The 25,367-nt window shown below is 62.2% G+C and carries 28 protein-coding genes and 2 pseudogenes; 14 read left to right on the top strand and 16 right to left on the bottom strand.

The window, feature by feature from the left end; translation table 11 throughout:
* Window positions 1-34: 34 nt before the first annotated feature.
* From LMTR13_RS20230 to LMTR13_RS20220, 3 genes are read right to left on the bottom strand one after another with little or no spacing between them, the layout of a single operon-like run.
* Entirely contained in the window at window positions 35-1,138 is a 1,104-nt protein-coding gene (locus tag LMTR13_RS20230; protein ID WP_065729362.1) for an ABC-type transport auxiliary lipoprotein family protein, read from the bottom strand.
* Window positions 1,139-1,142: 4 nt separating this feature from the next.
* Window positions 1,143-1,916, bottom strand: a complete 774-nt coding sequence (locus LMTR13_RS20225) for an ABC transporter ATP-binding protein (RefSeq protein WP_065729361.1) — start codon at window positions 1,914-1,916, stop codon at window positions 1,143-1,145.
* 2 nt (window positions 1,917-1,918) lie between these two features.
* The gene (locus LMTR13_RS20220) at window positions 1,919-3,055 is read right to left on the bottom strand and encodes an MlaE family ABC transporter permease (RefSeq protein WP_065729360.1); all 1,137 of its coding nucleotides are present in this window, start codon (window positions 3,053-3,055) and stop codon (window positions 1,919-1,921) included.
* Window positions 3,056-3,218: 163 nt separating this feature from the next.
* Here LMTR13_RS20220 and LMTR13_RS20215 point away from each other — a divergent pair, with 163 nt between their 5' ends.
* The 4 genes from LMTR13_RS20215 to LMTR13_RS20200 are packed head-to-tail and all read left to right on the top strand — an operon-like array spanning window position 3,219 to window position 5,127.
* On the top strand, window positions 3,219-3,494 hold the full coding sequence (locus LMTR13_RS20215; protein ID WP_065732834.1) for a hypothetical protein: 276 nt from the start codon (window positions 3,219-3,221) through the stop codon (window positions 3,492-3,494).
* A 1-nt stretch (window position 3,495) separates the two neighbouring features.
* Window positions 3,496-3,987: a phage holin family protein gene (locus LMTR13_RS20210; protein WP_065729359.1), complete on the top strand. Its 492-nt coding sequence runs from the start codon at window positions 3,496-3,498 to the stop codon at window positions 3,985-3,987.
* Window positions 3,988-4,038: 51 nt separating this feature from the next.
* On the top strand, window positions 4,039-4,464 hold the full coding sequence (locus LMTR13_RS20205) for a hypothetical protein (protein WP_065729358.1): 426 nt from the start codon (window positions 4,039-4,041) through the stop codon (window positions 4,462-4,464).
* A 42-nt stretch (window positions 4,465-4,506) separates the two neighbouring features.
* Window positions 4,507-5,127, top strand: a complete 621-nt coding sequence (locus LMTR13_RS20200) for a hypothetical protein (protein WP_065729357.1) — start codon at window positions 4,507-4,509, stop codon at window positions 5,125-5,127.
* On the opposite strand, the gene LMTR13_RS42615 is transcribed toward LMTR13_RS20200, so the two are convergent.
* A complete protein-coding gene (locus tag LMTR13_RS42615) occupies window positions 5,101-5,271 on the bottom strand; it encodes a hypothetical protein (RefSeq protein ID WP_236843534.1) in 171 nt (56 codons plus the stop codon). The two genes, LMTR13_RS20200 and LMTR13_RS42615, sit on opposite strands and share 27 nt — an antisense overlap.
* Here LMTR13_RS42615 and LMTR13_RS20195 point away from each other — a divergent pair.
* Together LMTR13_RS20195 and LMTR13_RS20190 are read left to right on the top strand one after the other, a co-directional pair.
* On the top strand, window positions 5,194-5,361 hold the full coding sequence (locus tag LMTR13_RS20195) for a hypothetical protein (protein WP_236843480.1): 168 nt from the start codon (window positions 5,194-5,196) through the stop codon (window positions 5,359-5,361). The genes LMTR13_RS42615 and LMTR13_RS20195 overlap by 78 nt on opposite strands.
* 42 nt (window positions 5,362-5,403) lie before the next feature.
* On the top strand, window positions 5,404-6,243 hold the full coding sequence (locus LMTR13_RS20190; RefSeq protein WP_065729355.1) for a universal stress protein: 840 nt from the start codon (window positions 5,404-5,406) through the stop codon (window positions 6,241-6,243).
* A 67-nt stretch (window positions 6,244-6,310) separates the two neighbouring features.
* Here the strand turns inward: LMTR13_RS20190 and LMTR13_RS20185 are convergent, their stop codons facing one another.
* From LMTR13_RS20185 to LMTR13_RS20155, 7 genes are all read right to left on the bottom strand, one after another.
* Complete coding sequence (locus tag LMTR13_RS20185; RefSeq protein ID WP_065729354.1) at window positions 6,311-9,004, bottom strand: bifunctional acetate--CoA ligase family protein/GNAT family N-acetyltransferase; 2,694 nt, start codon at window positions 9,002-9,004, stop codon at window positions 6,311-6,313.
* Window positions 9,005-9,143: 139 nt separating this feature from the next.
* Complete coding sequence (locus LMTR13_RS20180) at window positions 9,144-11,003, bottom strand: PHA/PHB synthase family protein (RefSeq protein ID WP_083219478.1); 1,860 nt, start codon at window positions 11,001-11,003, stop codon at window positions 9,144-9,146.
* Between the two features lie 12 nt (window positions 11,004-11,015).
* Window positions 11,016-11,384 carry a hypothetical protein gene (locus tag LMTR13_RS20175; RefSeq protein ID WP_065732832.1) on the bottom strand — a complete coding sequence of 123 codons (369 nt, stop codon included), beginning with the start codon at window positions 11,382-11,384 and terminating at the stop codon, window positions 11,016-11,018.
* A gap of 109 nt (window positions 11,385-11,493) precedes the next feature.
* Entirely contained in the window at window positions 11,494-12,327 is an 834-nt protein-coding gene (locus LMTR13_RS20170) for a universal stress protein (protein WP_065732831.1), read from the bottom strand.
* 138 nt (window positions 12,328-12,465) lie between these two features.
* A complete protein-coding gene (locus LMTR13_RS20165; RefSeq protein WP_065729353.1) occupies window positions 12,466-13,365 on the bottom strand; it encodes a CHAD domain-containing protein in 900 nt (299 codons plus the stop codon).
* Window positions 13,366-13,367: 2 nt separating this feature from the next.
* Window positions 13,368-14,939, bottom strand: coding sequence for a bifunctional aminoglycoside phosphotransferase/ATP-binding protein (locus tag LMTR13_RS20160; protein ID WP_083219097.1), 1,572 nt, complete (start codon window positions 14,937-14,939; stop codon window positions 13,368-13,370).
* On the bottom strand, window positions 14,936-15,919 hold the full coding sequence (locus tag LMTR13_RS20155; RefSeq protein WP_065732829.1) for a zinc-dependent alcohol dehydrogenase family protein: 984 nt from the start codon (window positions 15,917-15,919) through the stop codon (window positions 14,936-14,938). Before LMTR13_RS20155 ends, LMTR13_RS20160 begins: the two co-directional genes overlap by 4 nt.
* Before the next feature lie 171 nt (window positions 15,920-16,090).
* On the opposite strand from LMTR13_RS20155, the pseudogene LMTR13_RS20150 reads away from it, so the two are divergent.
* Window positions 16,091-16,498, top strand: a pseudogene (locus LMTR13_RS20150) (CBS domain-containing protein); the annotation flags it as partial.
* 31 nt (window positions 16,499-16,529) lie between these two features.
* On the opposite strand, the gene LMTR13_RS20145 reads toward LMTR13_RS20150, so the two are convergent.
* Entirely contained in the window at window positions 16,530-16,955 is a 426-nt protein-coding gene (locus tag LMTR13_RS20145; RefSeq protein ID WP_065729352.1) for a CBS domain-containing protein, read from the bottom strand.
* A 25-nt stretch (window positions 16,956-16,980) separates the two neighbouring features.
* Window positions 16,981-17,811, bottom strand: coding sequence for a universal stress protein (locus LMTR13_RS20140; protein ID WP_065729351.1), 831 nt, complete (start codon window positions 17,809-17,811; stop codon window positions 16,981-16,983).
* Window positions 17,812-18,095: 284 nt separating this feature from the next.
* On the opposite strand from LMTR13_RS20140, the gene fixL reads away from it, so the two are divergent.
* The 5 genes from fixL to LMTR13_RS20115 all read left to right on the top strand — a co-directional run bounded on the left by fixL (window position 18,096) and on the right by LMTR13_RS20115 (window position 21,847).
* Window positions 18,096-19,637 carry a sensor protein FixL gene (fixL, locus tag LMTR13_RS20135; RefSeq protein ID WP_065729350.1) on the top strand — a complete coding sequence of 514 codons (1,542 nt, stop codon included), beginning with the start codon at window positions 18,096-18,098 and terminating at the stop codon, window positions 19,635-19,637.
* Window positions 19,621-20,238 carry a response regulator FixJ gene (fixJ, locus tag LMTR13_RS20130; protein ID WP_065729349.1) on the top strand — a complete coding sequence of 206 codons (618 nt, stop codon included), beginning with the start codon at window positions 19,621-19,623 and terminating at the stop codon, window positions 20,236-20,238. Before fixL ends, fixJ begins: the two co-directional genes overlap by 17 nt.
* Before the next feature lie 106 nt (window positions 20,239-20,344).
* Window positions 20,345-20,719, top strand: a complete 375-nt coding sequence (locus LMTR13_RS20125; RefSeq protein WP_236843033.1) for a response regulator — start codon at window positions 20,345-20,347, stop codon at window positions 20,717-20,719.
* A 122-nt stretch (window positions 20,720-20,841) separates the two neighbouring features.
* Complete coding sequence (locus tag LMTR13_RS20120; protein ID WP_065729348.1) at window positions 20,842-21,546, top strand: helix-turn-helix domain-containing protein; 705 nt, start codon at window positions 20,842-20,844, stop codon at window positions 21,544-21,546.
* Window positions 21,547-21,589: 43 nt separating this feature from the next.
* Window positions 21,590-21,847 carry a hypothetical protein gene (locus LMTR13_RS20115; RefSeq protein WP_065729347.1) on the top strand — a complete coding sequence of 86 codons (258 nt, stop codon included), beginning with the start codon at window positions 21,590-21,592 and terminating at the stop codon, window positions 21,845-21,847.
* Here the strand turns inward: LMTR13_RS20115 and LMTR13_RS43700 are convergent.
* Complete coding sequence (locus tag LMTR13_RS43700; RefSeq protein WP_083219095.1) at window positions 21,802-22,455, bottom strand: DUF2478 domain-containing protein; 654 nt, start codon at window positions 22,453-22,455, stop codon at window positions 21,802-21,804. The two genes, LMTR13_RS20115 and LMTR13_RS43700, sit on opposite strands and share 46 nt — an antisense overlap.
* Window positions 22,424-22,663: pseudogene (locus LMTR13_RS20105) on the bottom strand (molybdopterin-binding domain-containing protein); the annotation flags it as partial. The pseudogene LMTR13_RS20105 and the gene LMTR13_RS43700, both read right to left, overlap by 32 nt.
* 47 nt (window positions 22,664-22,710) lie before the next feature.
* Between LMTR13_RS20105 and LMTR13_RS20100 the strand changes: the two are divergent.
* Window positions 22,711-23,034: a helix-turn-helix domain-containing protein gene (locus LMTR13_RS20100; protein ID WP_236843032.1), complete on the top strand. Its 324-nt coding sequence runs from the start codon at window positions 22,711-22,713 to the stop codon at window positions 23,032-23,034.
* 240 nt (window positions 23,035-23,274) lie between these two features.
* Here LMTR13_RS20100 and LMTR13_RS20095 read toward each other — a convergent pair whose 3' ends face one another.
* A complete protein-coding gene (locus LMTR13_RS20095) occupies window positions 23,275-24,537 on the bottom strand; it encodes an aminotransferase class III-fold pyridoxal phosphate-dependent enzyme (RefSeq protein ID WP_065729345.1) in 1,263 nt (420 codons plus the stop codon).
* A gap of 178 nt (window positions 24,538-24,715) precedes the next feature.
* Between LMTR13_RS20095 and LMTR13_RS20090 the strand changes: the two genes are divergently transcribed.
* Entirely contained in the window at window positions 24,716-25,351 is a 636-nt protein-coding gene (locus LMTR13_RS20090; RefSeq protein WP_065729344.1) for a DsbA family protein, read from the top strand.
* The last annotated feature ends 16 nt before the right edge of the window (window positions 25,352-25,367 follow it).

The raw sequence follows: 25,367 nt of genomic DNA, 5'->3' as shown, positions 1-25,367 counted from the left end.
GCCAGCGCCGGGCTGACGCAAGGCCTGCCCTCGCCTAATACGTCTGTACCGTCCAGGCGATCATGTCATTTGCGATTCGCCCGAACGCCGCGCTGAATGCAGTGACAGCCTCGGGCGGCGTGACGGTAGCGAACTTCTCGTTTTCCTCGAACAGCCGCGAAGCGACCACCTTGCCGTTCTTGTCGACGATCCTGGCCGACAATCCGATTTCGGCGACAGGGCCCGACTCGATGGCGATGCGGAACCGCCTGACATCGATCAGCAACTGGAATTCGATCTGCCCGACATCGGCCATGCGCAGCGGCGCATGCGCGATGTCGTAGTTCTCAAAACTCTCGATCAGCCGCGCCTGAATCAATTTCGGCAGCGCATCGGCCCACATCGCCTCTGCAAATCCGGGGAATTCCTGCGCCGGCGAGAACAGGAAGCGCTGCGTCTCCAGCATCGCAACCGCCGTCGGCTCCGGAATCGCCCACTGTACATTGATGACCTTGCTTGCCGCGCCCGAGCTCTGCAGCGCGCGCAGATCATAGGTGATCTTCGGCGGCGGGGCGGTCGCCCCGGTCATGCGCTCGAGTCCGGCGACGATCCCGTCGAGCTTGCCGGTGTTGCGGGCCAGGCCCTCCGAGAACACCTTCAAGTTAGTGATCGTGTCTTTCAGCGCCCCCGAGTTCTCAGACAGTACCGTATCGACCTTGCGTAGCGCGTCGCGCGCCGCCTGCGTCATGCCCTGCCCTGCGCCCGGCTCGGCGACCAGCGTCGGTACCTCGCCGCTCTGGGCGACCTGGGTGCCGCCTTCAAGCGCGATCACAGGTACGCCGGTGAGTCCCTGGAATTCCAGCCCAACCTTGGTGTCGGCACGCACCGGCGTCGTCGAAGCGACCGAGATGGTCGCATTGACACCGCGCGGGTTGCCGGGGGCGAGGCCAAGCTCCGTCACCTCGCCGACCCGAATGCCATTGAACAGCACTGCCGCCCCGACGAGGAGCCCGGGCACCGACCCCTCGAACTGCACGCGATAGCTGGAGCGTGGGCCGAGCCCGCCGGTGTTTTGCAGCCAATAGACGAACCCGAATACAGCCATGATGGCTGCCAGCACGAAGGCGCCGACAATGACGAAGGGAGCGCGGGTTTCCATCTCGTTAGCTCGCTTTTGGTTGCAGCATTTGGGAACGCTTGCCGTGGAAATAGGCTCGTACCCAGGAATGCTCGGATTGGAGCAGTTCGCGCATCGGCCCGATGGCGACGATCTTGCCGTCGGCTAGCGCCGCGACACGGTCGCAGACAGTATTGAGGCTTGCGAGGTCATGGGTGACCATGAACACCGTCAAACCCAGCGTTTTCTGCAGTGTCCTGATCAGCGCATCGAAATCGCCGGCGGCGATCGGATCGAGTCCCGAGGTCGGCTCGTCGAGAAACACGATTGCGGGATCGAGCGCGAGCGCGCGCGCCAGCGCCACGCGCTTGGTCATGCCGCCGGAGAGCTCGGACGGAAACTTGTCGCCATCCTCCGGCTTGAGCCCGACCATTTCGAGCTTGGCGGTCGCGATCTCATCCATCAGGGCGTCCGACAGCACCAGATTCTCGCGCAATGGAAACTGGATGTTCTGCCGCACGGTAAGCGACGAGAACAACGCCCCCTGCTGGAACAGGATGCCCCATCGTCCGGCCGCGCTCCGCGTGGTGCGATCGTGATCGATCGACGAACCCATTACCTCGATCTCGCCGCCCAGCCGCGGGATCAGGCCGATGATGGTTCGCATCAATACCGACTTGCCGCCGCCGGAGGCGCCGACCAGGCCGAGGATCTCGCCCCGCTGCACGTCCAGCGTAAGGTGGTCGATGACGATATGGCGACGGAAACCGACCACGAGATCGCGCACCCGAATCGCAAACTGTCCGACGCGCTCCTGCATAGCTACATTCCGATCGATGCAAAGAACACCGCGAAGAGGCCGTCGAGCACGATCACCAGGAAGATCGATTTGACCACCGACGTGGTGGTCTGCTTGCCGAGCGACTCCGCACTGCCCTTCACCCGCAGACCCTCGCTGCAGGCGACGATGCCGATCACCAGCGCCATGAACGGCGCCTTGATAATTCCGACCTCGAAATGGGTGACGGAGACGGCATCGTGCAGCCGCGCGATGAAGATCGCCGGCCCCATGCCGCCGTAGAACCAGGCGACGAGACCGCCGCCGTAGAGCGCCGCCATCGAGCCGATGAAGCTCAGGATCGGCAGCGCGCAAACCAGTGCCAGGATCCGCGGCAGCATCAGGACTTCGATCGGGTCCAGCCCCATGGTCGACAGCGCGTCGATTTCCTCGCGCATCTTCATCGAGCCGAGTTCGGCAGTGTAGGCGCTGCCCGAGCGCCCGGCGACCATGATGGCGACGATCAGGACACCAAGCTCACGCAGCACGAGAATGCCGACCATGTCGACGACATAGGAATCGGCGCCGAATTTTCTGAAATGGAAAATGCCCTGCTGCGCGATGATGGCGCCGATCAGGAAGGTGATCAGCACGACGATCGGTATCGCCTGCCAGCCGACCCGATAGAGCTGGTAGGTCAGCGATGTCAGTCGCAGCGATCGCGGCCGGCGCAGGACGCCCAGGATGGCAACGCACAGCGAGCCCAGCATTTGCAGGAATGCGGCGATATCTTCGCTCGAGGCGATCGTGGCGCGGCCGATATTTTCGAGCTTGGCCATGACGGGATTGCGCGCCCCCACCGGAGCCGACGTTCGCCGGTTGACCTGCCGAACCTCGTCGATCAGGCCGGCATAATTGTCGGCTATACCGATGATATCGGCGCGGTGGCCGGCGGAAGTGATCCGCCGCGATATCTTCTCCAATAACCAGGCGCCGAGCGTATCGAGTTCGCACACCCCGGTCATATCGACCTTGACGGCAGCGGCCCGATCGAGCTGCGGCGCGACGTCATTGGAAAGCCGTTCGAGCGTCGCTGCATTCGAAGCCGTCCAGGAGCCGCCCGGACGCAATTCAAGCGCATCGCCCGATGGCGTCACCGTTAGCAGAGGTGCAGTCGCCACGATGATATTTCCTCAATCAGATAGCTCTCATTTCCTAGGCCGCCGGCACGACATCCATGTTGACCTGCCTCAAAGTACTGGCTGCTTCTGGTTGACCCAAATCAAACAGCACGCGTGCCGCCTCACCTAGAATTCGATGGCTAAGGAAAGCGAGGCGAGCGCGATGTTCAAATCAGGCGGGCTGGGCGAAGAGTTGCAGGCGCTCAAGAGCGAGGCGTCACGACTCCTGAACATGCATGCCGACGATATGCTCGAGGCCGCGAACAGCCGATCCGAGGCACTCGCCGAACCGATCAAGGCGGCCTTGCGCGAACTCGGCGAAACCTTGAGCGAGGAAGAAGAGCATGTCGAGAGGTTGATTGCAGCGCGACCGATTGCAGCGTTGGCATCCGCCTTCGCGCTCGGCGTCGCGATCGGCTTCATGCTGAGGAGGCACTAACGTGAACAGCGAGAACGTCGTCAGGCATCTGCGCGCACTCTGGCGCACCGACCGCATCATCGCGGAGATCCGGATGCGGCACATGCTGGTCGGGCTCGGCCTGCGGGCATTCGCGGCGCTGATCGCGGCGTTCGGCCTGTTGATGCTGGAACTGTCGGCCTATTTCGCGCTCGTGCAGATCTGGAGCGCGATTTCCGCAGCCGCAATTCTCGGTGTCGCCAATTTCGTGATCGCGGCTATCTTGTTCGTGGTTGGCGGGAGACCGCCCGCAGGCCGCGAACTCGAGCTGGCCACCGAAATTCACGGTTCCGCGGTCGAAGCGCTGCAGAACGAGGCCCGAGCACTGCAATCCCAGTTCAACGGCATGGTGCAGCACCCGCTTAACAGCGCGCTGCCAATGCTACTGGTGCCGCTGATCACGATCATCATCAAAAGCCTGAGGAAGTCCAAGGCGACGCCCCCTGCGCCCAAGGCCGCAGTTGAGCCGAGCTGATTACGGCGGAGGCAGCAGCCTTATGCCAGAAAAACCAAGGAGCTACACGAGATGTCCAAGACCAGAGCCAAGACCCAGCCTAAGCCGATCCTCAACGCTTCCCTGCCCCCGCAATTCCGGCAATTCCGTCTTGCGCTGGCCCGCGAGCCCGGCCATCCCGAAGGCGACGCCGAGGTGGCCTATGTCATCGTGGCGCCGCTCGATTCCGAGGACCGCATCGATGCAAGATTGTGGCGCGAGCATCGCGACGCCTGCCGGGTCGTGCGCCAGCGCCCGGACGAGCAGGACAAGCACGGTCATCTGGTTCACCGTCCCGGCGGCGGTTGGGCCTTTCACTATGATGACGGCGAGACCAGCGCGCCCGACGACGTCGGCTATCACTTCGCCGACGAACGCTTCGTGGTCGGCGAGTATGTCTCCCTCAACGAAGGCGGCAAGATGCACACCTATCGGGTGACGGCGGTGTCGTATCTTTGATTGCCGGGACGTTTCGACCCGCTCGAAGCAAGGCAACCGTCAATGGCGACAAATAATGAGACGGCGTCCGAGAAGACGGAGAACTTGATCGAAGTTCGAGTAAACGACATTGCGCAACTGTTTCATACGCTCGACCCCTTCCCGTTTCGGGAGAAAGATCTTGCTGAGGAGGCCGAGAATTTTATCGTAGGGTGGGCACAAGAGATGCCGGTCAATCGTCCCATCAGCATTGTGGTGCACGTTCCGGCAGTTCAAGCGCAGGTCATGGCGTCGAGGGAGCTAGCAGAGGCCGTCAGTCGGTATTTTTGCGGCCGCGCCGCTGCCGTTCAACGTGAACTAAACGAGCTATTTCGAATAGGCCGATATTCTCTCGCTATTGGCGCGTCAATTCTAACTGCCTGCCTTTTGCTGGCGCATCTGGCTGCGGGCTATCTGGCAGATTCCGCGATCAAGAGATTGGCTGAAGAAAGTTTCTTGATCCTTGGCTGGGTTGCCAACTGGCGGCCTCTCGAAATCTTCCTCTACGATTGGTGGCCGCTCGCGCGCCGGCGCGATCTATATCGCCGTCTCTCGGTTGCAAGGATCGAGCTCAAGCCGTACGCCATAAAGGTCGAGACACCCTCCATCTTGCGAACGTCAATCCAAGCCAATCACGAGGCATAGTGTCTCATTTTTTTGAAGTCCGGGCAGCAGTTTCGCGGCCTCAGTGAAGCCGATGCAGCGGCGCGGCTGCAGGCTGAAGGACACAACGAACTGCCTCAACCGGATCGGCGGACGCCGATCCGCATAGCGATCGAGGTGCTGCATGAGCCGATCCTGGTTGCCTTCGCGACGATGTCGATCGTGATCACGGCAGCTCCGGCCGACGCAGCCGCTTGCGATGGATCAAACGGCTAATCCGACGGCACGGTAACGTAGTTCCAGAAAAAGGAGAGCCCCATGGCGTTCAAGGACATTCTGCTGACACTTACGAGTTATCCCGATCCCACCCCGGCTTCGGTCGCCGAGGATGCGGTTGCGATCGCCGCAACCCTCGGCGCTCACTTGGCGGCGGTAGCTTGCGAGGTGCACGTAGAAGTCCCCGGGCACTTCCTTTCCGGATCGACCGCCGATATTCCCGGGATCATTGCAGGCGAAATGGAAAAGAGCCGGAAGAGCGCCAGGGACATGCTGGCCGCATTCGATGTCGCCGCAAACAAGGCCGGCATTCTGCACGAAAGCATTCTCGAGAGATGCCCGACCTTCGCCGTGCCGGATCTCCTGGTGGATTACGCGCGACTTCGCGACCTCACCATCGTGCCGGTGCCGGAAAGCTATGACCAGTGGTACGCAGAAGCAGTGATATTCGGATCGGGCCGTTCTACCCTCGTTCTGCCCGAGAGCCCACGGGCCCGTCCGTTCGAGCTGGGGACGGTCGCTGTCGCCTGGGATTTCAGCCGCGCCGCGGCCCGTGCGATTTCTGATGCGATGCCGGTGCTCGAAAAGGCCAGAAAGGTGCGGATCGTCACGGTCACCAACGAAAAGAAGTTGGACAGCAAGCATTCCGCCGAAGCACTGGCCAAAAACCTTGCGCGCCACGGCATCGATGTGGTGCTCGACAAAGTCGATGCCGACGGCCGGCGAATCGGCGAGGTGCTCGAAGCCTATGCAGTTTCGCATCGGGTCGACGTTCTCGTGATGGGCGCCTATGGGCATTCGCGGTGGCGCGAATTTATCCTCGGCGGCGCCACCAAGAGCCTGCTATCGAAGCCGCCGCTCCCGATCCTGTTTTCGCACTGACGGCCAACCGCGGTCGTCGTTCTCGCATATGGCGGCGTACAGGCGCATGCCTGTGCGCTGACGACAACTAAAGCTTCAGCCTGACGGTGCAGATGTCGTGCTCCTGCGGGTCCGATTTCACCTCGAAGCCGAGGCTGCGGCACATCGCCAGCATCACCGTATTGTCGGCGAGGACGTCGCCGGAAATGGCCTTTAACCCCTCGGATTTTGCATACTCGATGATCATCTGCATCAGTGCCCAGCCAAGCCCCCTGCCCTTGAGATCCGATCTCAGGAGAATGGCGTATTCGCCGCTCTCGTAGATCGAGTCCGAATGGATCCTGACCACCCCGACCAGTTCGTTGCTCGCCTCGTCGAACGCGACAAAGGCCATCGCCCGGGCGTAATCGAGCTGGGTCAGACGAGCGATGAACTCATGGGAAAATTCCTTCATCGGGGCGAAGAACCGCAGCCGCAGGTCGTGCATCGTGACGTGTTTCAGCATCTCGTGGATCAGCGGCTCGTCTTCAGGCCGGATCGGACGAACGAATACGCGCCAGCCGTCCTTGACCTCGATGTGACGCTGCCATTGCGAGGGATAAGGCCGGACGGCAAAATTCGCAGGGCCCGAGCCTAGGGACTTCCGCTCCACGCGCCCGATCACGACCCGTGCGTCGACCGCGAGCACGCCCGCCTCATCCGCCAGCAGCGGATTGATGTCGAGCCCACGAATATCGGGAATGTCGGCAGCCATCTGCGCCAGCTTGACCAGAACCATCGCGACGGCGTCCTGCTTCACCGCCGGCACGTCACGATAGGCGCGCAACAGCCGCGAGACGCGGGTGCGCTCGATCAGGCTACGTGCCAGTTGCAGGTCGAGCGGCGGCAGCGCCAAAGCCTTGTCGTTGATGATCTCGACTGCCGTTCCGCCACGGCCGAACACGACGACCGTGCCGAAGGTCGGATCGTCGGCAAGGCCGAGAATGAGCTCGCGTGCCTTCGCCCGCACCACCATCGCCTGCACCATCACGCCCGATATTCGCGCCTCCGGCCGCAGCAATCTTGCCCGCGCGAGAATGTCGGCCGTCGCCTTGCGCACCGCATCGGCGCTGGTGAGATTGAGCACCACTCCGCCGACATCGGATTTGTGGACGATGTCGCGCGACATGATCTTGAGCACGACGGTCGCCCCCTGCGCAAAGATCGCATTCGCATGCGCGACCGCCTCTTCGGCATCGGCGGCGGCAAAGGTCGGCACGGCGGCGATATCGTAGGCGTCAAGGAGCCGCTTGACCTCGATCGGATCGAGCCATGAACGGCCGTCGGCCAGCGCCGCGGCAACGATCTGCCGCGCTGCATCGACAGCGGGAGCGAATTCGCTCGGCATGGCTGGCGGAACCTGCGCCAGCGCCTCCACCACCTCACGATGGCGGACCAGATGCATGAAGCCGCGCACGGCGTCGTCTTCGGTCGGATAATTCGGAATGCCGGCCCCGCTCAAGATATCCCCGATCGACGGTTCCGCGCCGACCCAGACCGCGAGAACGGGTTTTGGTAGCATGCGATGTCCGGCGCGATATTTCTGCACCACGCCGGTCACGGCCACGGCGATTTCGTCGGCACGCGCAATCGCGGTCTGAACGTTCATGACAAGCACGGCGTCGTTTTCGGGATCGGCCAGCAACGCTTCGAGCGCTGCGGCATAGCGCGCGGGATCGGCATCGCCGACGATATCGACCGGGTTCGATTTCGACCATGTCGGCGGCAAAACAGCACCCAGCGTCTCGCGGGTCGCCGATGAGAGAGCCGCGGGAATACCGCCGAGCTCGACCAGCCGGTCGACTGCCAGCACGCCGATGCCGCCGCCATTGGTCAGGATCGCGAGCCTTTTTCCCGGCGGCGATTTGACCCGCCCGAGCGTCTCGGCGCAGTCGAACAATTCGCGAAGATCCGATACGCGCAGGATACCGGCGCGCTGAAACGCTGCGTCGTAGACGGCATCAGCCCCTGCCAACGCGCCGGTATGCGTTGCCGCCGCCCGCGCTCCTTGTGCCATGCGGCCCGACTTGACGACCACGACCGGCTTGATCCTGGCGGCGGCCCGCGCTGCCGACATGAACTTACGGGCATCCTTGATCGCCTCGATGTAAAGCAGGATGGCGTGGGTCTTTTCATCCAGCGCGAAGTAGTCGAGCAGATCGGCGATATCGACATCGAGCTGGTCGCCGATCGAAACGATGCCGGAAAAGCCGACAGCCCGCTGTGCCGCCCAATCCACCATGCCGGCGGCAATGGCGCCGGACTGCGAGATTAGCGCCAAATGGCCAGCGGTCGGCATATTGGCGGAAAAGCTCGCATTGAGACTGACGCCCGGCATCATGATGCCGAGGCAATTCGGGCCGATCAGCCGCATGCCGTATTTCTGCGCGGCGCGCTCCACCGTGTCCGCCAGAGAGCCCGGACCATGCCCGAGCCCGGCACTGACGATGACGGCGCCCGCCGCGCCGCGACGGCCCGCTTCATCTATCAGGCCGGCGATGGTGCGGGCCGGCGCAGTGAGGACAACGAGTTCCGGCGCAAAAGACAGCTTTGCGATGCTGTCAGCGGCCGCGACACCATCGATCTCATGATAGCGCGGATTGACGAGGCCGAATTCGCCTTTGAACTCGGTCTTGCGGATATTGTTGAGAATGGCACGACCTACCGAGCCATGGCGCGGACTTGCCCCTACCAGCGCGACGGAATGCGGCGAAAGCAGATTGGTCAGACGATAGGTGGACATCGTTCTCCAGTACCGGAAGGTCGCGGCCTACTGTGAGCCCAGACAGATGTTCATCGCAATGTGACGTTTGAACGACAAGTTGGCCCGGAACTGTCCAGGTGACATGACAAATCGCATTCGGCGCGGTGGTTGATCGGGATCAGTGGCGAACGTAGTCGCCGGGCGCATCAGGCAGATTCTCCGCTTTCGTAGTTCCAGCGCCCATCTGCGGCGGCTCAGACGGCTCACCGGATCGTGCGGAGAGCCACTTGGTCCACTCCGGCCACCATGAACCTTCGACCGGCTGCACCATGTTCAGCCATTCGTCGGGGCCGGTATACGTGGCATCCGCTCCCTTCGTCTTGATCCGATAGGTATGCCCGGGTTCGCCGGGGGGCGCGACGATCCCCGCATTATGGCCGCCACTCGTGAGCAGGAAGGTCACATCGGCATCGACCTGGTAGTGAATTTTGTACACGGACTTCCACGGCGCGACGTGATCACGAAGGGTGCCCACGACGAACATCGGCGTATGAATGTCCGACAGCGAGATCGGCTTGCCCTCGACGAGATATCGTCCTCCGGCAAGATCGTTGTTGAGGAACAGCTTGCGCAGATACTCCGAATGCATCCGGTACGGCAGGCGGGTCGCATCGGCATTCCAGGCCATCAGATCGCTCCGTGCCGCCCGCTCCCCCATCAAATAGTCGCGGGTAAGCCGCGACCAGATCAGATCGTTGGAGCGCAGTAATTGAAATGCGCTGGCCATCTGCGTGGTGTCGAGCACCCCGCGCTCCCACATCATGTCCTCGAGGAATGCAACCTGGCTTTCGTTGATGAACAGCGTCAGCTCGCCGGCCTCCGTGAAATCGGTTTGCGCGGCGAGCAGGCTGATCGACTTTAGCCGATTGTCGCCATCGCGCGCCATGGTGGCGGCAGCGATCGACAGCAGCGTCCCACCAAGGCAATAGCCCAACGCATGCACCTGACGGCCCTGCACGACACCGCCGATCGTATCGAGCGCAGCTTCAACGCCGAGCTTTCGATAGTCGTCAAAGGCGATCTCGCGGTCGGTGGCCTCAGGATTGCGCCACGAGATCATGAACACGGTGAAGCCTTCGCCCGTAAGATATTTCACCAGCGAGTTCTGCGGCGACAGATCGAGAATGTAGTATTTCATGATCCAGGCCGGCACGATCAGAATCGGCTCCGGATGCACTCTTTCGGTGGTCGGATAGTACTGGATCAACTCGATCAGCTCGTTGCGGAACACCACCTTGCCGCGCGCCGTGGCGACGGCTTCGCCCACGGCGAAATCTCCGGTCGTGACGGGGCCAAGGCCGGCCGACGCCAGGCGTATCCAGTCACTGCAGAAATTTTGCCAGCCGCGCACGAAATTGTTGCCGCCACTTTCGAACGATCTGCGCAGCACTTCCGGATTGGTCGCAGCAAAATTGGAAGGCGACATCACATCCAGCATCTGGCGGATCGAAAATTCGACGATCGCCTCGTTCTGCTTCGCCACACCGCGCACGCCGGTAGTCGCATCGTGCCACCATTGCTGGCCGAGCAGAAAGGCCTGCGCCATCACATTGAACGGCGGGTGCTCCCAATCCGGCCGGCTGAAGCGCTTGTCCTGCGGCTGCGGCTTGACCAGCGACCACGGTGCTTGCTCGGGCGCGAAGAAGCGCTGTGCGGTTTCGAGAAGGCGCTTGGTGTCTACCAGGGCTCCCTGCGCAATCTCGATCCGTCGCTGTGGCGACCAGGCGAGGTGCAACAACCAATCCGTATAAGCCAGCAACAGCGCGGCCGGCGAAAGGCCGCCGCTCAGGTGTGCCAGCATGGCATGCAAGGCGCGGTCGGCCTGGTATGTTTCGGTGCCGCGCGAGCCCTCCGTCGGTGGCGAGACATGTGGTTCGACCGGCACAGCCAGTGGCGAATCATCGCCCTGGCCTGCTTCGCGGGCGCTAAACGGCAATACGGCAACTTCCGCCGTCGGCAGGGGCGATTTCCGATGCATGCTGCTGGCCAATCAGTTCAGGGAGCGGCCACTGATCAAATTCGACGTGGCCGCGATCATCCGCTCGCCGTGCCTGAACAGCCGTTCGGAGTCGCGGCGTAGGAAGTCGAGCTGATGCTGGCCGCATTCCTGGCACATCGTCCTGACGTCCCGTACCGAATGCGCGCTCGCCATCTTCGCGACGAACTCCGTGAACAAGTGCATCTCGGTCCGTGTTCGCTCCAGCATCTCGTCGCCGAGAAACACCATTTCCTCGAACATCATCCTCTGGGCACCGAGCATGAACTCCAGCGCGCCCTGGTTCAGTTTGGTGGCTTCCGCTTCCGCATTTGCGGCTGCTGGAAAGGATCCGGAAGCAGCCCGCTCAGACAGCTCTGACATGATAATCTCCGATTTCTGAACTTCCGACGAAATGCTATTGACTGGTGTCGGACCGAACATTGAGCCGCGTTAAACTGGCGTCATTGCGACTGCGACCAAGGCAAGAAGATCAGTGCGACATCAGCACCGGCACCGTCATGCACTCGAACATGCTGCGCGTGACACCGCCCAGAATTCGCTCCTGCAGCCGCGAATGGCCGTAGCCGCCCATCACCAGGAGGCCAATATTGCTTTCGGCGGCGACCGACAGAATGGCGCCTTGAACGTTGCTGTGGTCCGTGATCAGCCGCTGCACCCGGGCCGCAATGCCGCGCCGCCCCAGATGCGCAGCGAGTTGGTCAGAGGAGGCTTCACCCGCCTCCTCATTGATCGCGATCACGGTCACGGCCTTTGCGCCCATCAGAAACGGCATAGAATCGTGCAACGCGCGGGCTGCGGGACGGCTGCCGTCCCAGGCGATTCCGACATGATGGGCGTCGAGCGGCCCCTTGTGAATGTAAGGAACCATCAGCATCGGACCGCCGGAATTAAACAGAATCTGCTGCGGAATCTCATTGTCGTAGCTGGCCTTCGTGGAGTCCGGCTGCAGGACGACAGTCATGTCGTAAAGGCGGGCAAGCGCCCCGAGGGTCTGGCCGGCTTCGGCGGGAATCGCCGTGAAGGTCCGGGTGCCATAGGCAATGTTCGCGAGTTTGGCCTCGATCTCGAACACGGCGATCGCGGCATTTGCCCGCTCCTGGGCACGCTCCTGTTCAGCCCCCATCACGGCGGCAACGGCGGCGCCGCCGCCTTCCGCGATCATCCCGGCAGCGCCCATCGATTCGTAGCCGATGGCTACGGCATCGAGATGCGACCGCCGCGCAATGGTCAGGGCGACAGCGGCGTCGATCGCTGGCCTGACGGGGCGCTCGGAGGGAATATGAACCAGAATGTTCCTGAACATCGCCATTCTCCCGCACATTTCGCGAGGGCGCGCGGCCCCCGTCCGGTTGCTGCCGGCAAGGTAACCGACGGACCGATGGCCGAAGTTGACGCACATCAAACTCGAAATGCCGAGCGGTAGCGCATGCGAACGACGACGTCAGCGGACCCCGATGTGTTCGAGGTCGCGATGAGCCGTGATGGCGGCGCCGAGCAGCTTTGCCTTTCGAGGGCGATAGCCCGGCGGAAGCTTCCTGCCTCGTTTGCCATTCTCTGCCTGTGGCGATCCGTTGGCAAGGCCGGCGAAGCGCTTAAGGTCGCGCAGGTCGCCCAATGCGCGCTGCAGCCGTTTTGCCGGCTTGTGGAGGTGATGCAATTCGCCGCGGCCATCCGGCGCGACGATTTCCGTCAGCGCCTCCAGCATGTAGCGGAAGCGTTTGACCTTGATCCGCAGCCGGTGGCGGCGCGACGCGCCTAAAGTCTTCAGCTGCCGCCCCTTGCGGACCAGCCGTTCGTGCCAGCGGTTGAGCTCGCGCATGCAATAGGATTGCAGAGTCTCCGCGTTCTTGCGCCGTCTGTAGCGCTCCAGCCACGCTCCTTGTCTGATCCAGCGTGCGATGGCCGCGACCAGACGTTGCGTCCGGGCAGAGCGCAGGGAGCGAACCAGGTGGCGGTGATCTCGGGTCTGGTGCTGATCGAGCTGCTCGCCTACCATGCGGTCAGCCCAAGCACGGTATCGCTTGCGGCGCGCATATTCCATAACGACATCGCTGTCACGCGCGGCGCCGAGCGGACCATTCAGCCAGGCGATCTCCTTCTTCAGCCGAAGCCATTCCGCATCGACCACGATCGGCGCGAAGAACGCCACGGCGGCGCGCAACCGCGTGATCGCGACCCGGATCTGATGCACCGCCTCGGCGTCGCCGGCGCATGCGCTGCTGTGGTGGGCTTTGATAGAAGCGATGCAGTCGAGCGCGATCGTCTGGAATGCGGTTGCACAGTCGAGGCCTGCCGCAGAGGTCTTGTGCAGGCCGGACGTTCGGGTTGGGCGACCTCTCATCGTCAAGACTCGTCCGGCAGCAAAGGCAGGAAAACGCGGGCGCCGCGCAGCGACTGTTCCGGTGTCCCCGAGGCATCGATCATATGCCATTCTATCGCACCGATCGCGAAAGTCTCCTGCTTCAGGGCGACACTCCGTGTCGCGTCGGACGCATCGCCCTTGCGCTGCTCGATCCGCGCCAGCCGCGTCGCGAGATCGGTCGTCAGAAAAAGGCCGACGAAGCGGGCACTGTGCGCGGCCGCGAGACTCTCGATTTCCGTCCGTTCCGCCTCCTGCAGATAGGCGGCATCGAGCACGACCGAACAGCCTTGGGTGAGCACACGCTGCGCAGTGCTGGAAAGCGCGGCATATACGCGCTCCGTCGTTGCGGACTGATAGGCAGATTCCGGCAGGGCGGTGGTTTCGCTGGTACCAAGCAGGCGCTTGCGGACGACATCCGAGCGGACGATGACCGCGCCGGGTGGAGGCTCGATCAGACCCGCGACCCCGTGTGCAAGCACCGACTTCCCCGTCCCCGACAGTCCGCCGATTGCCAGCAGCATCGGCGGCTTGGGCGTAATCAGACGTCTCGCCAGATCGAAGTAACGCTTGGCCTCTTGCCACACTGCGTCGCTCTCTCCGCCATGTTCGCTCTTCACGAACAATACATGGGCACGGATTGCTGCCCGCACCGAGAGAAACAGCGGCAGCAGGCGCAGGCCGTCGAGATCTTCGTCCCTCGCCTGCGCAAAATAGCGATTGAACGCCGCGTTTGCCGCCGCGCCTTGATTGAAATGAATCATATCCATCAGGGTAAAGGCAAAATCGTAGAGGACATCCGTCGTGGCGATGACGGGATCGAATTCGATGGCATCGAACAGCAGCGGCCGGCCGTCTACCAATGCAATATTGGCAAGATGGAGATCGCCGTGGCAACGGCGCACGTACCCCTGCCCGGCACGCCGTCTGAGCAGCGGCTGCAATGTCGTTGCAGAACCGCGGCTGGCGGAATCGAGTTGATCGATCGCAACGGAATCAAGTCCGTGCACGGTTCTGAACTTTGCGGTATTGCGGTCGATGATGGGTAGAATGGAGGCAAGCCAGCTTTCGCCGCCGGCGCGCGGTGCCCTGTCGTGGGATCGCAGTACCGCATCGGCCACCGCCGTCGCGAGCGGTGGATCGATCGTCTTCGATGCAGCAATGCGGTCGAGCGACTGCTTCTCGTCGAACCGCGTCATTTCGACTGCCCACTCGACCGCGGTGCCCGAGCCGCCGATTTCAAGGCCGCCATCGGAATTGCGCGTGATGGGAATAACGCGCCGGTAGAGTTCGGGAGCGTTGACGGCGTTGACCTTCAGCTCCTCCTCGCAGGCACGCTTGCGCTTCTCCAGTGTCGAATAATCGAGGAACGGCAAGCGCACGGCGCGCTTGATCTTCAATACCCGATCGGCTCCGAGAAACACCATGGAGGCATGGGTGTCGATCCGTTTGCCGCCCCCCGCCGCACCGAAGCTGGAGCCATCGAGGAAATCGAGCACGTGCTGCTGCTTCTCAGCCTCGGCTACGACAGTGTCGGCGCGCGATCTCACAGTCATGGCTGCAGCACCGCGGCGCCCGTGATCTGCCCGGCGCGCAGTTTCGAGAGGATTTCATTCGCTTGCCGCAACGGAAACACGCTGGTGTGCGTCCTGATGCCGGCTTGCGCCGCAACCTTGAAAAACGCGACGCCGTCGCCGCGCGTCAGGTTGGCAACCGAAAGCAACTGCCGCTCCTCCCACAGCATATGGTAAGGAAATGAAGGAATGTCCGACATGTGAATGCCGGCGCAGACTACGCGCCCGCCTTTGCGCACAGCACGCAATGCCAATGGCACGAGCGAGCCGACCGGCGCGTAGATGATAGCTGCGTCGAGCGGCATCGGCGGCTGTTCCTCCGACCCGCCGGCCCATTCGGCGCCGAGCGATATCGCAAGGCGCTGCGCCGCGACGTCGCCCGAACGGGTGAATGCATAGACCGAACGTCCCTGCCAGCGAGCCACCTGCGCGACGATATGGCCGGCTGCACCAAAGCCGAAAATGCCGAGATGCTTTCCATCGCCCGCCATCACCAGCGAGCGCCAGCCGATCAGACCCGCGCATAGCAAAGGAGCGGTAGCGACGTCGTCATCGGCCTCGCCGAGTGGAAAGCAATAGCTGCCATCCGCGACGAGATGCGTGGCAAAGCCGCCATCGCGGGTGTAGCCGGTGAAGAGTGGGCGGTCGCAAAGGTTTTCGCGACCGCTCCGGCAATAGGGACATTCGCCGCAGGTATGACCGAGCCAGGGAACGCCGACCCTTTCGCCGATCCTTAGAGACGTCACACCGGGACCGAGCGCATCCACTCGGCCAACCACCTCATGCCCCGGTATGATCGGATAGGATATATTCGGTAATTCTCCGTCGACGACGTGCAAATCGGTGCGGCATACGCCGCAGGCACCGACCGTGATGCGCACTTCGCCGGGCCCGGGTACCGGATCCGCGCGCAGCTCAAACTCCAGTGGCGCGCCGGGCGCTTTCAGGACCATGGCGTGCATTTCGTCCGACATCCTCGCGCAAGCGTGTCCAGCCTATCCGGTGCGAACGGGTCACGCTTGATCCTCGTCAATCGAACCCGCGCGGACCTTCCTAACATGGCTACGTCGGCAGCGCAGCGCCAGCCGCGGCGTTCTGCCATTTCTTGACGGCATGGAACAGAAGATCGCCGAATGCGTGTCCATCAGATTATGACCCGATCCGTCGTCACGATCGCACCGGACTGCACCGTCCTCGAGGCCGCCAATACCATGCTGCGGCGTCATGTCAGCGGACTTCCGGTGATCCATGCCGCCGGCAAACTGGTCGGTATCGTCTCGGAGGGCGACTTCATTCGCCGCAACGAGATCGGCACGCAGCGCAAGCGCGGCCGCTGGCTCAAATTCCTGTTGGGTGACACTGCTACCGATTACGTTCATGAGCACGGCCGCAAGGTGTCGGACGTCATGACCAGCGATCCGATCACCATCACCGAAGACGCGACGCTGGAAGAGATCGTCACTGCGATGGAGACCAATGACGTCAAGCGTCTGCCGGTGATGAAGGACGACAAGCTCGTCGGCATTGTGTCGCGCGCCAATCGCCGGCACCTCCCGCAGGAAGAGCGCGCCCCTACCTCCGCGCGGTCTCGGTCAACGCGCGCATGATGTCCTTGCGCGCAATAATTCCCACCAGCCGTTGCGCGACATCCAGCACCGGAAGACTCTTCATCCGATGGTCTACGATCAGCTGAAGTACTCTCGTCAACTTGGTCGCCGGATCGACATAGATAAATGTGGGCGTCATGACGTCGCTGACCGTCCTGGACAAGAGATCGTCATAGGCCGGCACCATGCGGCCGGGATTGAACGCGAAGCATTTCAAGAAGTCGAACTGGCTGACGACGCCGACGACGTCGTCGCCATCGCGGACCGGATAGCAGTTGAAATCATCCTCGTCGAACATTCTCTGCAACTCTCGCATGGTGGTCTCACGCTCCACCGTCTTTACGTCAGGCGTCATGAACTGACCGGCGGTTGCTTCAAGAAATCTATGCACGGCGATTCCTCGTCATTCGTACATCCTAGCGGGACAGGAACGCGCAGCGGCGCGATTCCGTTGCAAGATGGCGCGTCACGCCACTAAGCACCCGTTCGCGGAATCGCGAGTGGCCGTAGGCGCCGGCTATCACGACGCCTGCACCAACATTGGCGGCGATGTTGTCGATCTGTTCAGTGACGCCGGAAGCTTTGTCGGGGACGACCGTGTTCGCGACGATGCCGTGGCCGCGCAGCCACGCGGCCACATCGGCAACCCGCGACATCGCATCAGCGCGTTGGCCGGCCTGTTCGGGGATTTCGACAATCGTGACCTCCTTTGCCGCAGCCAGGATCGGCAGCGCGTCGAATACGGCCCGGCGTGCTTCGCGCGCGTCTTTCCAGGCGACCAGTACGCTTCGCAAATCGAGCCATTGCACCACGGGAGGCACCACAATGAGCGGTCGGCCGGCCTGCATCACCAGGTCGCTCGGATCCACCGCGGCGCTGGGATCTACCGCAATCGAATCGGCAAGCGCGCCGACCACGAGGATATCGGTAGCCCTTGCCTGCTGAAGTATGTAAGGCACCGGCAGCGCGCGGGCGGAACGCCACTCGACGGATCTCGCACGGCTCTTCACGGCGCTTCGAAACTCACCCTCGAGTTCCGACAGCCGCCTTTGAATGGCGGCAGCCTCCTCTTCGAAGAGCTTCTGGGCAAAGCCGCCTTCGGCGAAATACATTGGCGGCCTGAGGTCCGACGCGGCGATGCCGACGATCCGAGCCCCGAATCGTTCGGCAAGATCTCCCGCTACGGCGAGGCAGGCATGGTTGGGTCCGTCCAGCCCCAAGCTGACCATGATGGTCTTGTAGTCCATAATCTGCTCCGCGCGTTTGGATGAATTGCCTTCCAGGCGTTTCGCCCATCGATTGAATTCTAGAGATCTGCCCCGGTTCGAACCTGACCTAGATCAAGGGTGCCTCGCCTCTTGCGGAGAATCGCAAGCGATCTCTTTCGGGACACAATGCCGTGCCGAGATTCCTCAAAATCATCTAGAATATCAATTACATAGAGCCGAATGACAATTGGAGCCGCGCAGCTATTTCACACGTTCGCCTGAATGAGATATCTGATAAGCAAGAGCAGCCTGGAAGGCGAAACATGTTCGACGCCGACCGACCCTTTCGAGATCAAGCGGTACTCGATCATCATGCGCGCAGCGGCACCGAGGGATCGGGCGTCGGCGCCTGGGATCTCGAGTTGTCGACCCGGAAGTTGAGCTGGTCCAGCGCTACGCGCAAGCTGTTCGACGTCGATCCGGACGCGCTTGTCGACTACGATCTCTTTCTTTCCCTGCTCGATGTGCAGGATCGCGATCGCACGGCAACAGCCGTGCAACAGTCGATCGATACCGGCTGCAGTTTCGACATTCAGTACCGCGTGAACCGGCATTCGGGCGAGGGCCACTGGGTGCGCATGCTTGGCACGACGATCCATGGCGCCGATGGCACCCCTGCACGGCTCAGCGGCATCATGCTCGATATCAACCGAGAGAAGCGCCTCGAGGATACGGTCAGGATGCGCGAGAGGCACTTTCGCTCGATCCTGGATACGATTCCCGATGCGATGATCGTGATCGACGAGCATGGCATCATGCAGTTTTTCTCCAGCGCCGCCGAGCGCCAGTTCGGTTACGGCGAACCCGAGGCGATCGGGAAAAACATCAGCGAACTGATGCCGGAGCCGGATCGCAGTCGTCACGACGGCTATATCAGGCGCTACCTGAAGACAGGCGAACGGCGCATCATCGGCATCGGGCGTATCGTCACAGGGATGCGCAAGGACGGCACAACATTTCCCATGCATCTCACCATCGGCGAGATGCATTCGGGTGGGAAGCCCTTCTTTACGGGCTTCGTTCGCGATCTCACCGAACAGCAACAGACCCAGGCGCGGTTGCAGGAGTTGCAATCCGAACTGGTCCACGTCTCCCGTCTGAGCGCGATGGGCGAAATGGCTTCCGCGCTGGCCCACGAACTCAATCAGCCGCTGTCGGCTATCAGCAACTACATGAAAGGGTCGCGCCGCCTGTTGGCGGGCAGCAACGACGCCAACGCGCCGAAGATCGAAGCGGCGCTGGATCGCGCCGCCGAGCAGGCGATCCGCGCCGGCGACATCATCAGGCGACTACGCAATTTCGTTGCGCGCGAGGCATCCGAGAAACGCGTCGAAAGCCTTTCAAAGATGATCGAGGAGGCTGGCGCGCTGGGTCTCACCGGCGCCCGGGAACAGGGCGTGTTTCTGCGCTTCAACCTGGACCCGACGTGCGACCTGGTGCTTGCCGACAGAGTTCAGATTCAGCAGGTCCTGGTCAACCTGTTCCGCAACGCATTGGAAGCGATGGCGGCCTCGACGCATCGCGAGCTGATTGCCTCGAACACCAGGGCCGTAGACGATATGATCGAAATTGCCGTCTCGGACAGCGGGACCGGCTTTGCAGGCGATGCGCTTGAGCACCTCTTCCAGCCATTTTTCACGACGAAGGAGACCGGCATGGGCGTCGGCCTTTCCATCAGCCGCACCATCATCGAAACCCACGGCGGGCGGATGTGGGCCGAAACCAACAGATCGGGTGGCGCAACCTTCCGCTTCACGCTGCCCGCCGCGCACGCCAAGGATATGACCGATGCCGCAGAACGCTAAAGTTTACGTCATCGATGACGATCCGGCGATGCGCGATTCGCTGGATTTCCTGCTGGGTTCGGCCGGCTTCAGCGTGCACCTTTTCGATTCCGCGCAGGCTTTCCTGAACGAGATTGCGAACTTGGAGGCCGGCTGCGTGGTCACGGATGTGCGCATGCCGGGCATCGATGGCATGGAGCTGCTGCGTCAACTGAATTCGGGCTCGCGCAAGCTTCCCGTGATCGTCATGACCGGCCATGGCGACGTCCCCCTCGCCGTCGAAGCGATGAAGCTCGGCGCCCTCGATTTTCTCGAGAAGCCATTCGAGGACGACCGGCTGATCGGCATGGTCGAGACCGCGCTTGCGGAGAGCGAAAGCGGGTCGAAAAGCGAGTCATTGTCGGCCGATATGGCTGCCCGCGTCGCCAGCCTTACCCAGCGTGAACGCCAGGTCATGCAGGGGTTGGTGACGGGGCAATCGAACAAGGCAATCGCCCGGGAATACGATATCAGCCCGCGCACGGTGGAGGTCTATCGGGCGAATGTCATGACCAAGATGCAGGCCGGTAACCTTTCCGAACTGGTGCGCTTTGCGATCCGTGCCGGGATCGTCGATGATTGAGCCAAGTCAATTCGGGAACTCGGAAAATATCTATTTTGTCGGCATGACCGACATCCGAAATAGCGCCACCAGAGAGTCCGAAGTCGGCATTCCGCCCCGGAAATCGATGGTCTACGTCGTCGATGACGATTACGACGTCCGGACATCGCTGCGATTTCTACTCGAGACCGAGGGGTTTGACGTGCGCACGTTCCGCAGCGGGATTGCCCTGCTCGGATCTTCCACCCGAAACCGCGCGGATTGTCTTGTTGTGGACTACAAGATGGCGGAACTCGACGGTTTGGAGCTGACCATCCGGCTGCGAAGGCTTCACGTCCCCACCCCGATCATTCTGATCACAGGCTATCCGGACGAAAACATCTCGGCCAAGGCCAGCTCGGCCGGAGTGCGCCAGGTGCTTCTGAAACCCAACCTGGAGGGCAGTTTGGTCGACTGCGTTCGAAACGCGATCAATACGCCGAATGCGGCAGACCAGGCCTGAGGCCCCGGCCAGGATTCGCTCCGTAAAACCCCGTAAGGGCTCCTCCTTAGGATATCGACCCAAATATCCGGCTGCAAAAATCCCGGATACATCAAAGCCATCCCGCATCGAGGAGATGGCAAATGCTCACCCAGACGATCACCGCCCCGGCAGTTTCACCAGCCAAGGTTTTCTCCGCCCCACGCACCCAGGGTGTTCCGGCCGTCGACCAATTCAACGTGATCGCGACCTGCGCGGGTGTGATTGCCAGCGAGTTTTCCTACCGCAAGGATGAGGAAATTTACGGCGAGGGCGAGCCTTCCGAATATGTCTATCAGGTGGTCCGCGGCGCGGTTCGCACCTACAAGCTCCTCACCGACGGAAGGCGCCAGATCGGCGCGTTCCACCTGCCGGGCGACGTATTCGGTCTCGATGCCGGCTCGGCCCATCGCCTGACGGCTGAAGCGATCGCCGACACCACGGTTCGCCTGGTAAAGCGCCGCAGCCTTGAAGCCGCCGCGGGTTCGAATGTCCAGGTCGCCCATAACCTCTGGACCATGACCGCTAGCGACCTCCGGCACGCCGAAGATCACATGCTGCTTCTGGGCCGCAAGACCGCGATGGAAAAAGTTGCCACCTTCCTGCTGGAAATGGACCGCCGGCTCACCAGGGCGGGTATGATGGCCCTGCCGATGTGCCGCCGCGATATCGGCGACTATCTCGGCCTGACGCTGGAAACCGTTTCGCGGGCGCTTTCGCAGCTCAGCGACCAGGGCATTCTGGCATTTTCGAGCGCACGTCAAATCGTGCTGCGCAACCGCCAGCGGCTGGCGGACATGGACGCCTGAGAGTAAGCTGGGCGACAGGATGCCCGAAGGATGGGAGTGCAAGATGAACAAATATCGCGTCTCCTTCTATAAGGATCTCTGCAATTCCGACGGCCACAGCTTCAAATGCCTGCAACGCCAGATCGAAGTGCAATCGGTCGGCCCATCCCAGGCGCTGGTGTTGGCGGAGCGGTTGGTCGACAACGAGCGCCTCAATGCCGATTGCGTCGAGGTCATGCACCTGGCGGGCCATGACGAGTTCGAAAATCTGGAGCGCTATACGCCCGCCCCCGGCAAGCACGCCTGGAACCGCGTTGCGTAATGCCCTGACCGTGAATTGATGCCCGAGGATTGCGCGTCCGCGCGGTCGGCTGTCCTGCTGCGCTCGTTCTCAGAAACTCGCAACCGCCAGCGACGTGCTGGGATGACCGGCCTTACTTCTATCTCGCAAACGGCCGCCAGCGTACCTGCGCGCCGCGCTCGATGGATTTCACATCCGGCGCGACGACAACGAATCCGCCGGCGAGGCTGAGCTGATGTAGCTTGGCCTTCGGCCTCCACTTTGCCGAACTTGTTGAGGATCAGAAGCTCGGGACCGGCATCGAGCGAACGCGCCACCTGCCCGTTCACTTCAGCGAGCGCCGCCTCGTCGAGCCGGCATCCGCTGGCGCCGGGCCCGCGGTCTTCGAACAGATCCGTCCGCAGCCCGGTGGTGAGCTCTTCCAGCACGACATCGCAATGGTCGGCCGCTTCCGAGCAGACCGGGTATTGCAGTACGCCCGCCACCCCGAGTCCGCGACGGCGGCAATCCCCAACGATCCGTTCAAAGGTTGATTGCGGATAGGCCTCGTTGGCGTAGACGATCGCCACCAAAGCCGGTTGCAGCCGCAGGGCTGCACTATGCGGCAGGACGGAATGCTGTGCAGACATCTGGATTGACCTCTATTCGTCGCGCCCCGATCAGATCGAGGCAGTAGGGAATTGCGGGGAATACCGCGTTCAGGCAGATGTCGATGGCCGAAGGGCGTCCCGGCAGATTGACGATCAGGCACTTGCCGCGCGTTCCGGCGGTCTGCCGGGAGAGGATGGCAGTCGGCACCTGTTCGAGGCTGACCCGGCGCATCAGTTCGCCAAACCCGGCACGTCCGTGAGACGTTCGACCAGGACGTCGCCTTCGCGCGGATCGTGGCGCGGGAACTGGCATTCGCCTACCGCGGGGCGGTCAAGAAATTGAAGGGTTACATGGCGCGCTCGAGCGTCGAGCGCCTTGCCAACTGGATTCTGACCGAGGCACGCCGGGATGGCAGCCAGGAATCGGTCGTAATTCCGTTTGATCGCGGCACGTTGGCTTCGCACATCGGCACCACGCGCGAAAATCTGTCGCGCAATCTTGCCCTGCTGACGGAACATGGCTTGCGTATCCGGGGCCGTGAGATCGTCATGGACCGGAAGGAACTACTGGAAGCCTTCGCCCGTCCGCAGCCGTTGATAGACGACCCGACCTCCTGAATGGTCGAAGTTCCGACGTATCGTCTATTTGATCCAGGTCAACGTCAACGCCGCCGAAAGAGTCGAGTATTGGCTCGCATGATGCCGGACGACGATGTCCAGCATCATCATTCGGCGATCTCGCCGTTTTCTCCTAAGACTGCCCCGTCATCGTCGGTCGTAGAGGCCGCGTTGCGGGGCATTTTTTATTTGATGCTCGGCTCGCAAGTCCCAAATCGGCCCAGGTTGATTGCCGAGGACCTATCGATTGGACTTCGCCTCCAACTCGCGGACGGCCTTGAAGCCGTGCGAGGCCGCCTGCAGCGCCTCGTCGATATCGGATGTGCAATGCGCCGAGGACAGAAACATATTGTGCTGGGGATGAAAGAACGCGCCATGCCGCAGCGCGGCTGAGCAGAACACCTTGCCCTTCATTGCGTCCGGGTCGGCATCGAACAGCATCAGCGGCATCTGCGGCGGGCCGCTCGGGCGGATCGCGATGCCATGCTCGTTCGCTAGCGACGCCAATCCCTCGCGCAACCTCGAGCCCATCGCGTAGATGTGGCCCGGCACATCCGTCTCGCGCGCGATCCGCAGCGTCGCCCGCGCCGCGGCCATCGCCACCGCGCCGCACCAGAACGAGCCGGTGACGAATACCCTGGTGGCGGCTTCGCGAAAGCGATCGTTGCCGGTAACGGCAGCCAGCGCATAGCCGTTGGCGATCGCTTTGCTCCAGGCGCACAGGTCCGGACGCACGCCGAGCGTTTCCCAGCTCCCCTTGATGTCGAGCCGCAGACCGGCCCGCACCTCATCGATGATCAGAGCGGCGTCGGCAGCGTCGCACGCCGCCCTCGCGACTGCCGCGAATTCCTTCGTCGGCAATTCGAGATCGCGTCCCATGTCGTGGCGGAAAGCCGTCACCAGGATCGCGCCGAGATCCTTGCCCGCTTCCTCGACCGCTGCTCGCAAGCTCTGCACGTCGTTGTACTCGAAGTGCACCAGATGCGCGCGGTCCTCGGCAGTCACGCCGGCAACGCTCGGCGAGCACCATGGGAGCGCGCCGTGATAGCTGCCACGCGCGACCAGCACCTTGCGGCGTCCAGTGGCGGCGCGGGCGATCGTCACGCAGCATGTGGTCGCATCGCCGCCATTCTTCTGGAACATTGCCCAATCGGCATGCGGCAGCATGGCGACGAGGTCCTCGGCAAGCTCCACCATGATCTCGCCCGGGCCGTTCAAGCAGTCCCCTCTGGCGGCCTGCGCCTCTGCCGCCGCCTGAACTTCGGGATGCCGGTGGCCGAGCAGGATCGGCCCCCAACTGCACATGAAGTCAATGTATTCGCGCCCGTCGACGTCGCGCACGCGGCAGCCCTCCGCGGAAGCGAAGAATTGCGGATAGCCTTCCGGGAGCCGCGCGGCATTCAGGTGGCCCCACATGCCGCCGGGAACGACCCGCCGGGCCCGCGCCCGCAACATGGCATCCGCTGTCTGCGTTTCGTTCAAAAGCGCCGTGTGCTGAATCATGACGTTCTCTTTGTTGTCTGCAGAGTTTGGCTTGCGCGTGTTGCCTATGATTGGATCGCGAGCAATTCACGGTCAACTGCGATCCGGCTTAGATGGCCTTTGGCGTGCGAAACCGGTAGAATAGCCGATAAGCCGCGGCCTTACCCGCTCGCCTCTCGAAATCCGTTCGGAGTAACCGTTGAACGTTCGCCGCCGCATTGCTTTCGCCGCCCTCCTCGCTTTTGCATCGCCGGTCACCCCGGGCACTGCCCTGGCACAAAGTGCGATTGCCGCAGCAGTCGCCAAGCCGGTGTCGCTGCCGGACATTGCAATCGGATCTGAGAAAGCACCAATCACCATCACCGAATATTCGTCGATGAGTTGCCCGCATTGCGCGGCCTTCGGCCAGAATGTGTTCCCAATGTTGCGGTCGAAATATATCAATACCGGTAAAGTGCGTTTCGTATTCCGCGAATTTCCGCTCGACATCAAAGCCGCCGCAGCTTCGATACTGGCGCGCTGCATTGGCAAAGGCGATTCCGAAAAATACCTCGGCGCAGTCGAGATGCTGTTCAAGCTGCAGGACCGCCTGATGGCTCAGACCAAGGATACCTTGATCTATGTCGGAAAGCAGCACGGTATGAGCGAGCAGGACGTCAAGACCTGCGAGGAAGACCAGGCGCAGTTCGATAAGCTGAATGCCGATCAGCAATACGCCCATCGCGAACTGAAGGTCACCTCAACGCCGACATTCTTTCTCAACGGCGTGCGGCTGCAGGGCTCGATGTCGTTCGAGGAGTTGGAAGAGCGGATCAGGCCGCTGCTGAAGAAGTAACGGCGGCCTCGCTGCG

Origin of the sequence: Bradyrhizobium icense (assembly GCF_001693385.1) — a bacterium.
Classification (GTDB): domain Bacteria; phylum Pseudomonadota; class Alphaproteobacteria; order Rhizobiales; family Xanthobacteraceae; genus Bradyrhizobium; species Bradyrhizobium icense.
Note: the sequence above shows the minus strand (reverse complement) of the source record. Positions and strands in the feature narration are given on the sequence as shown.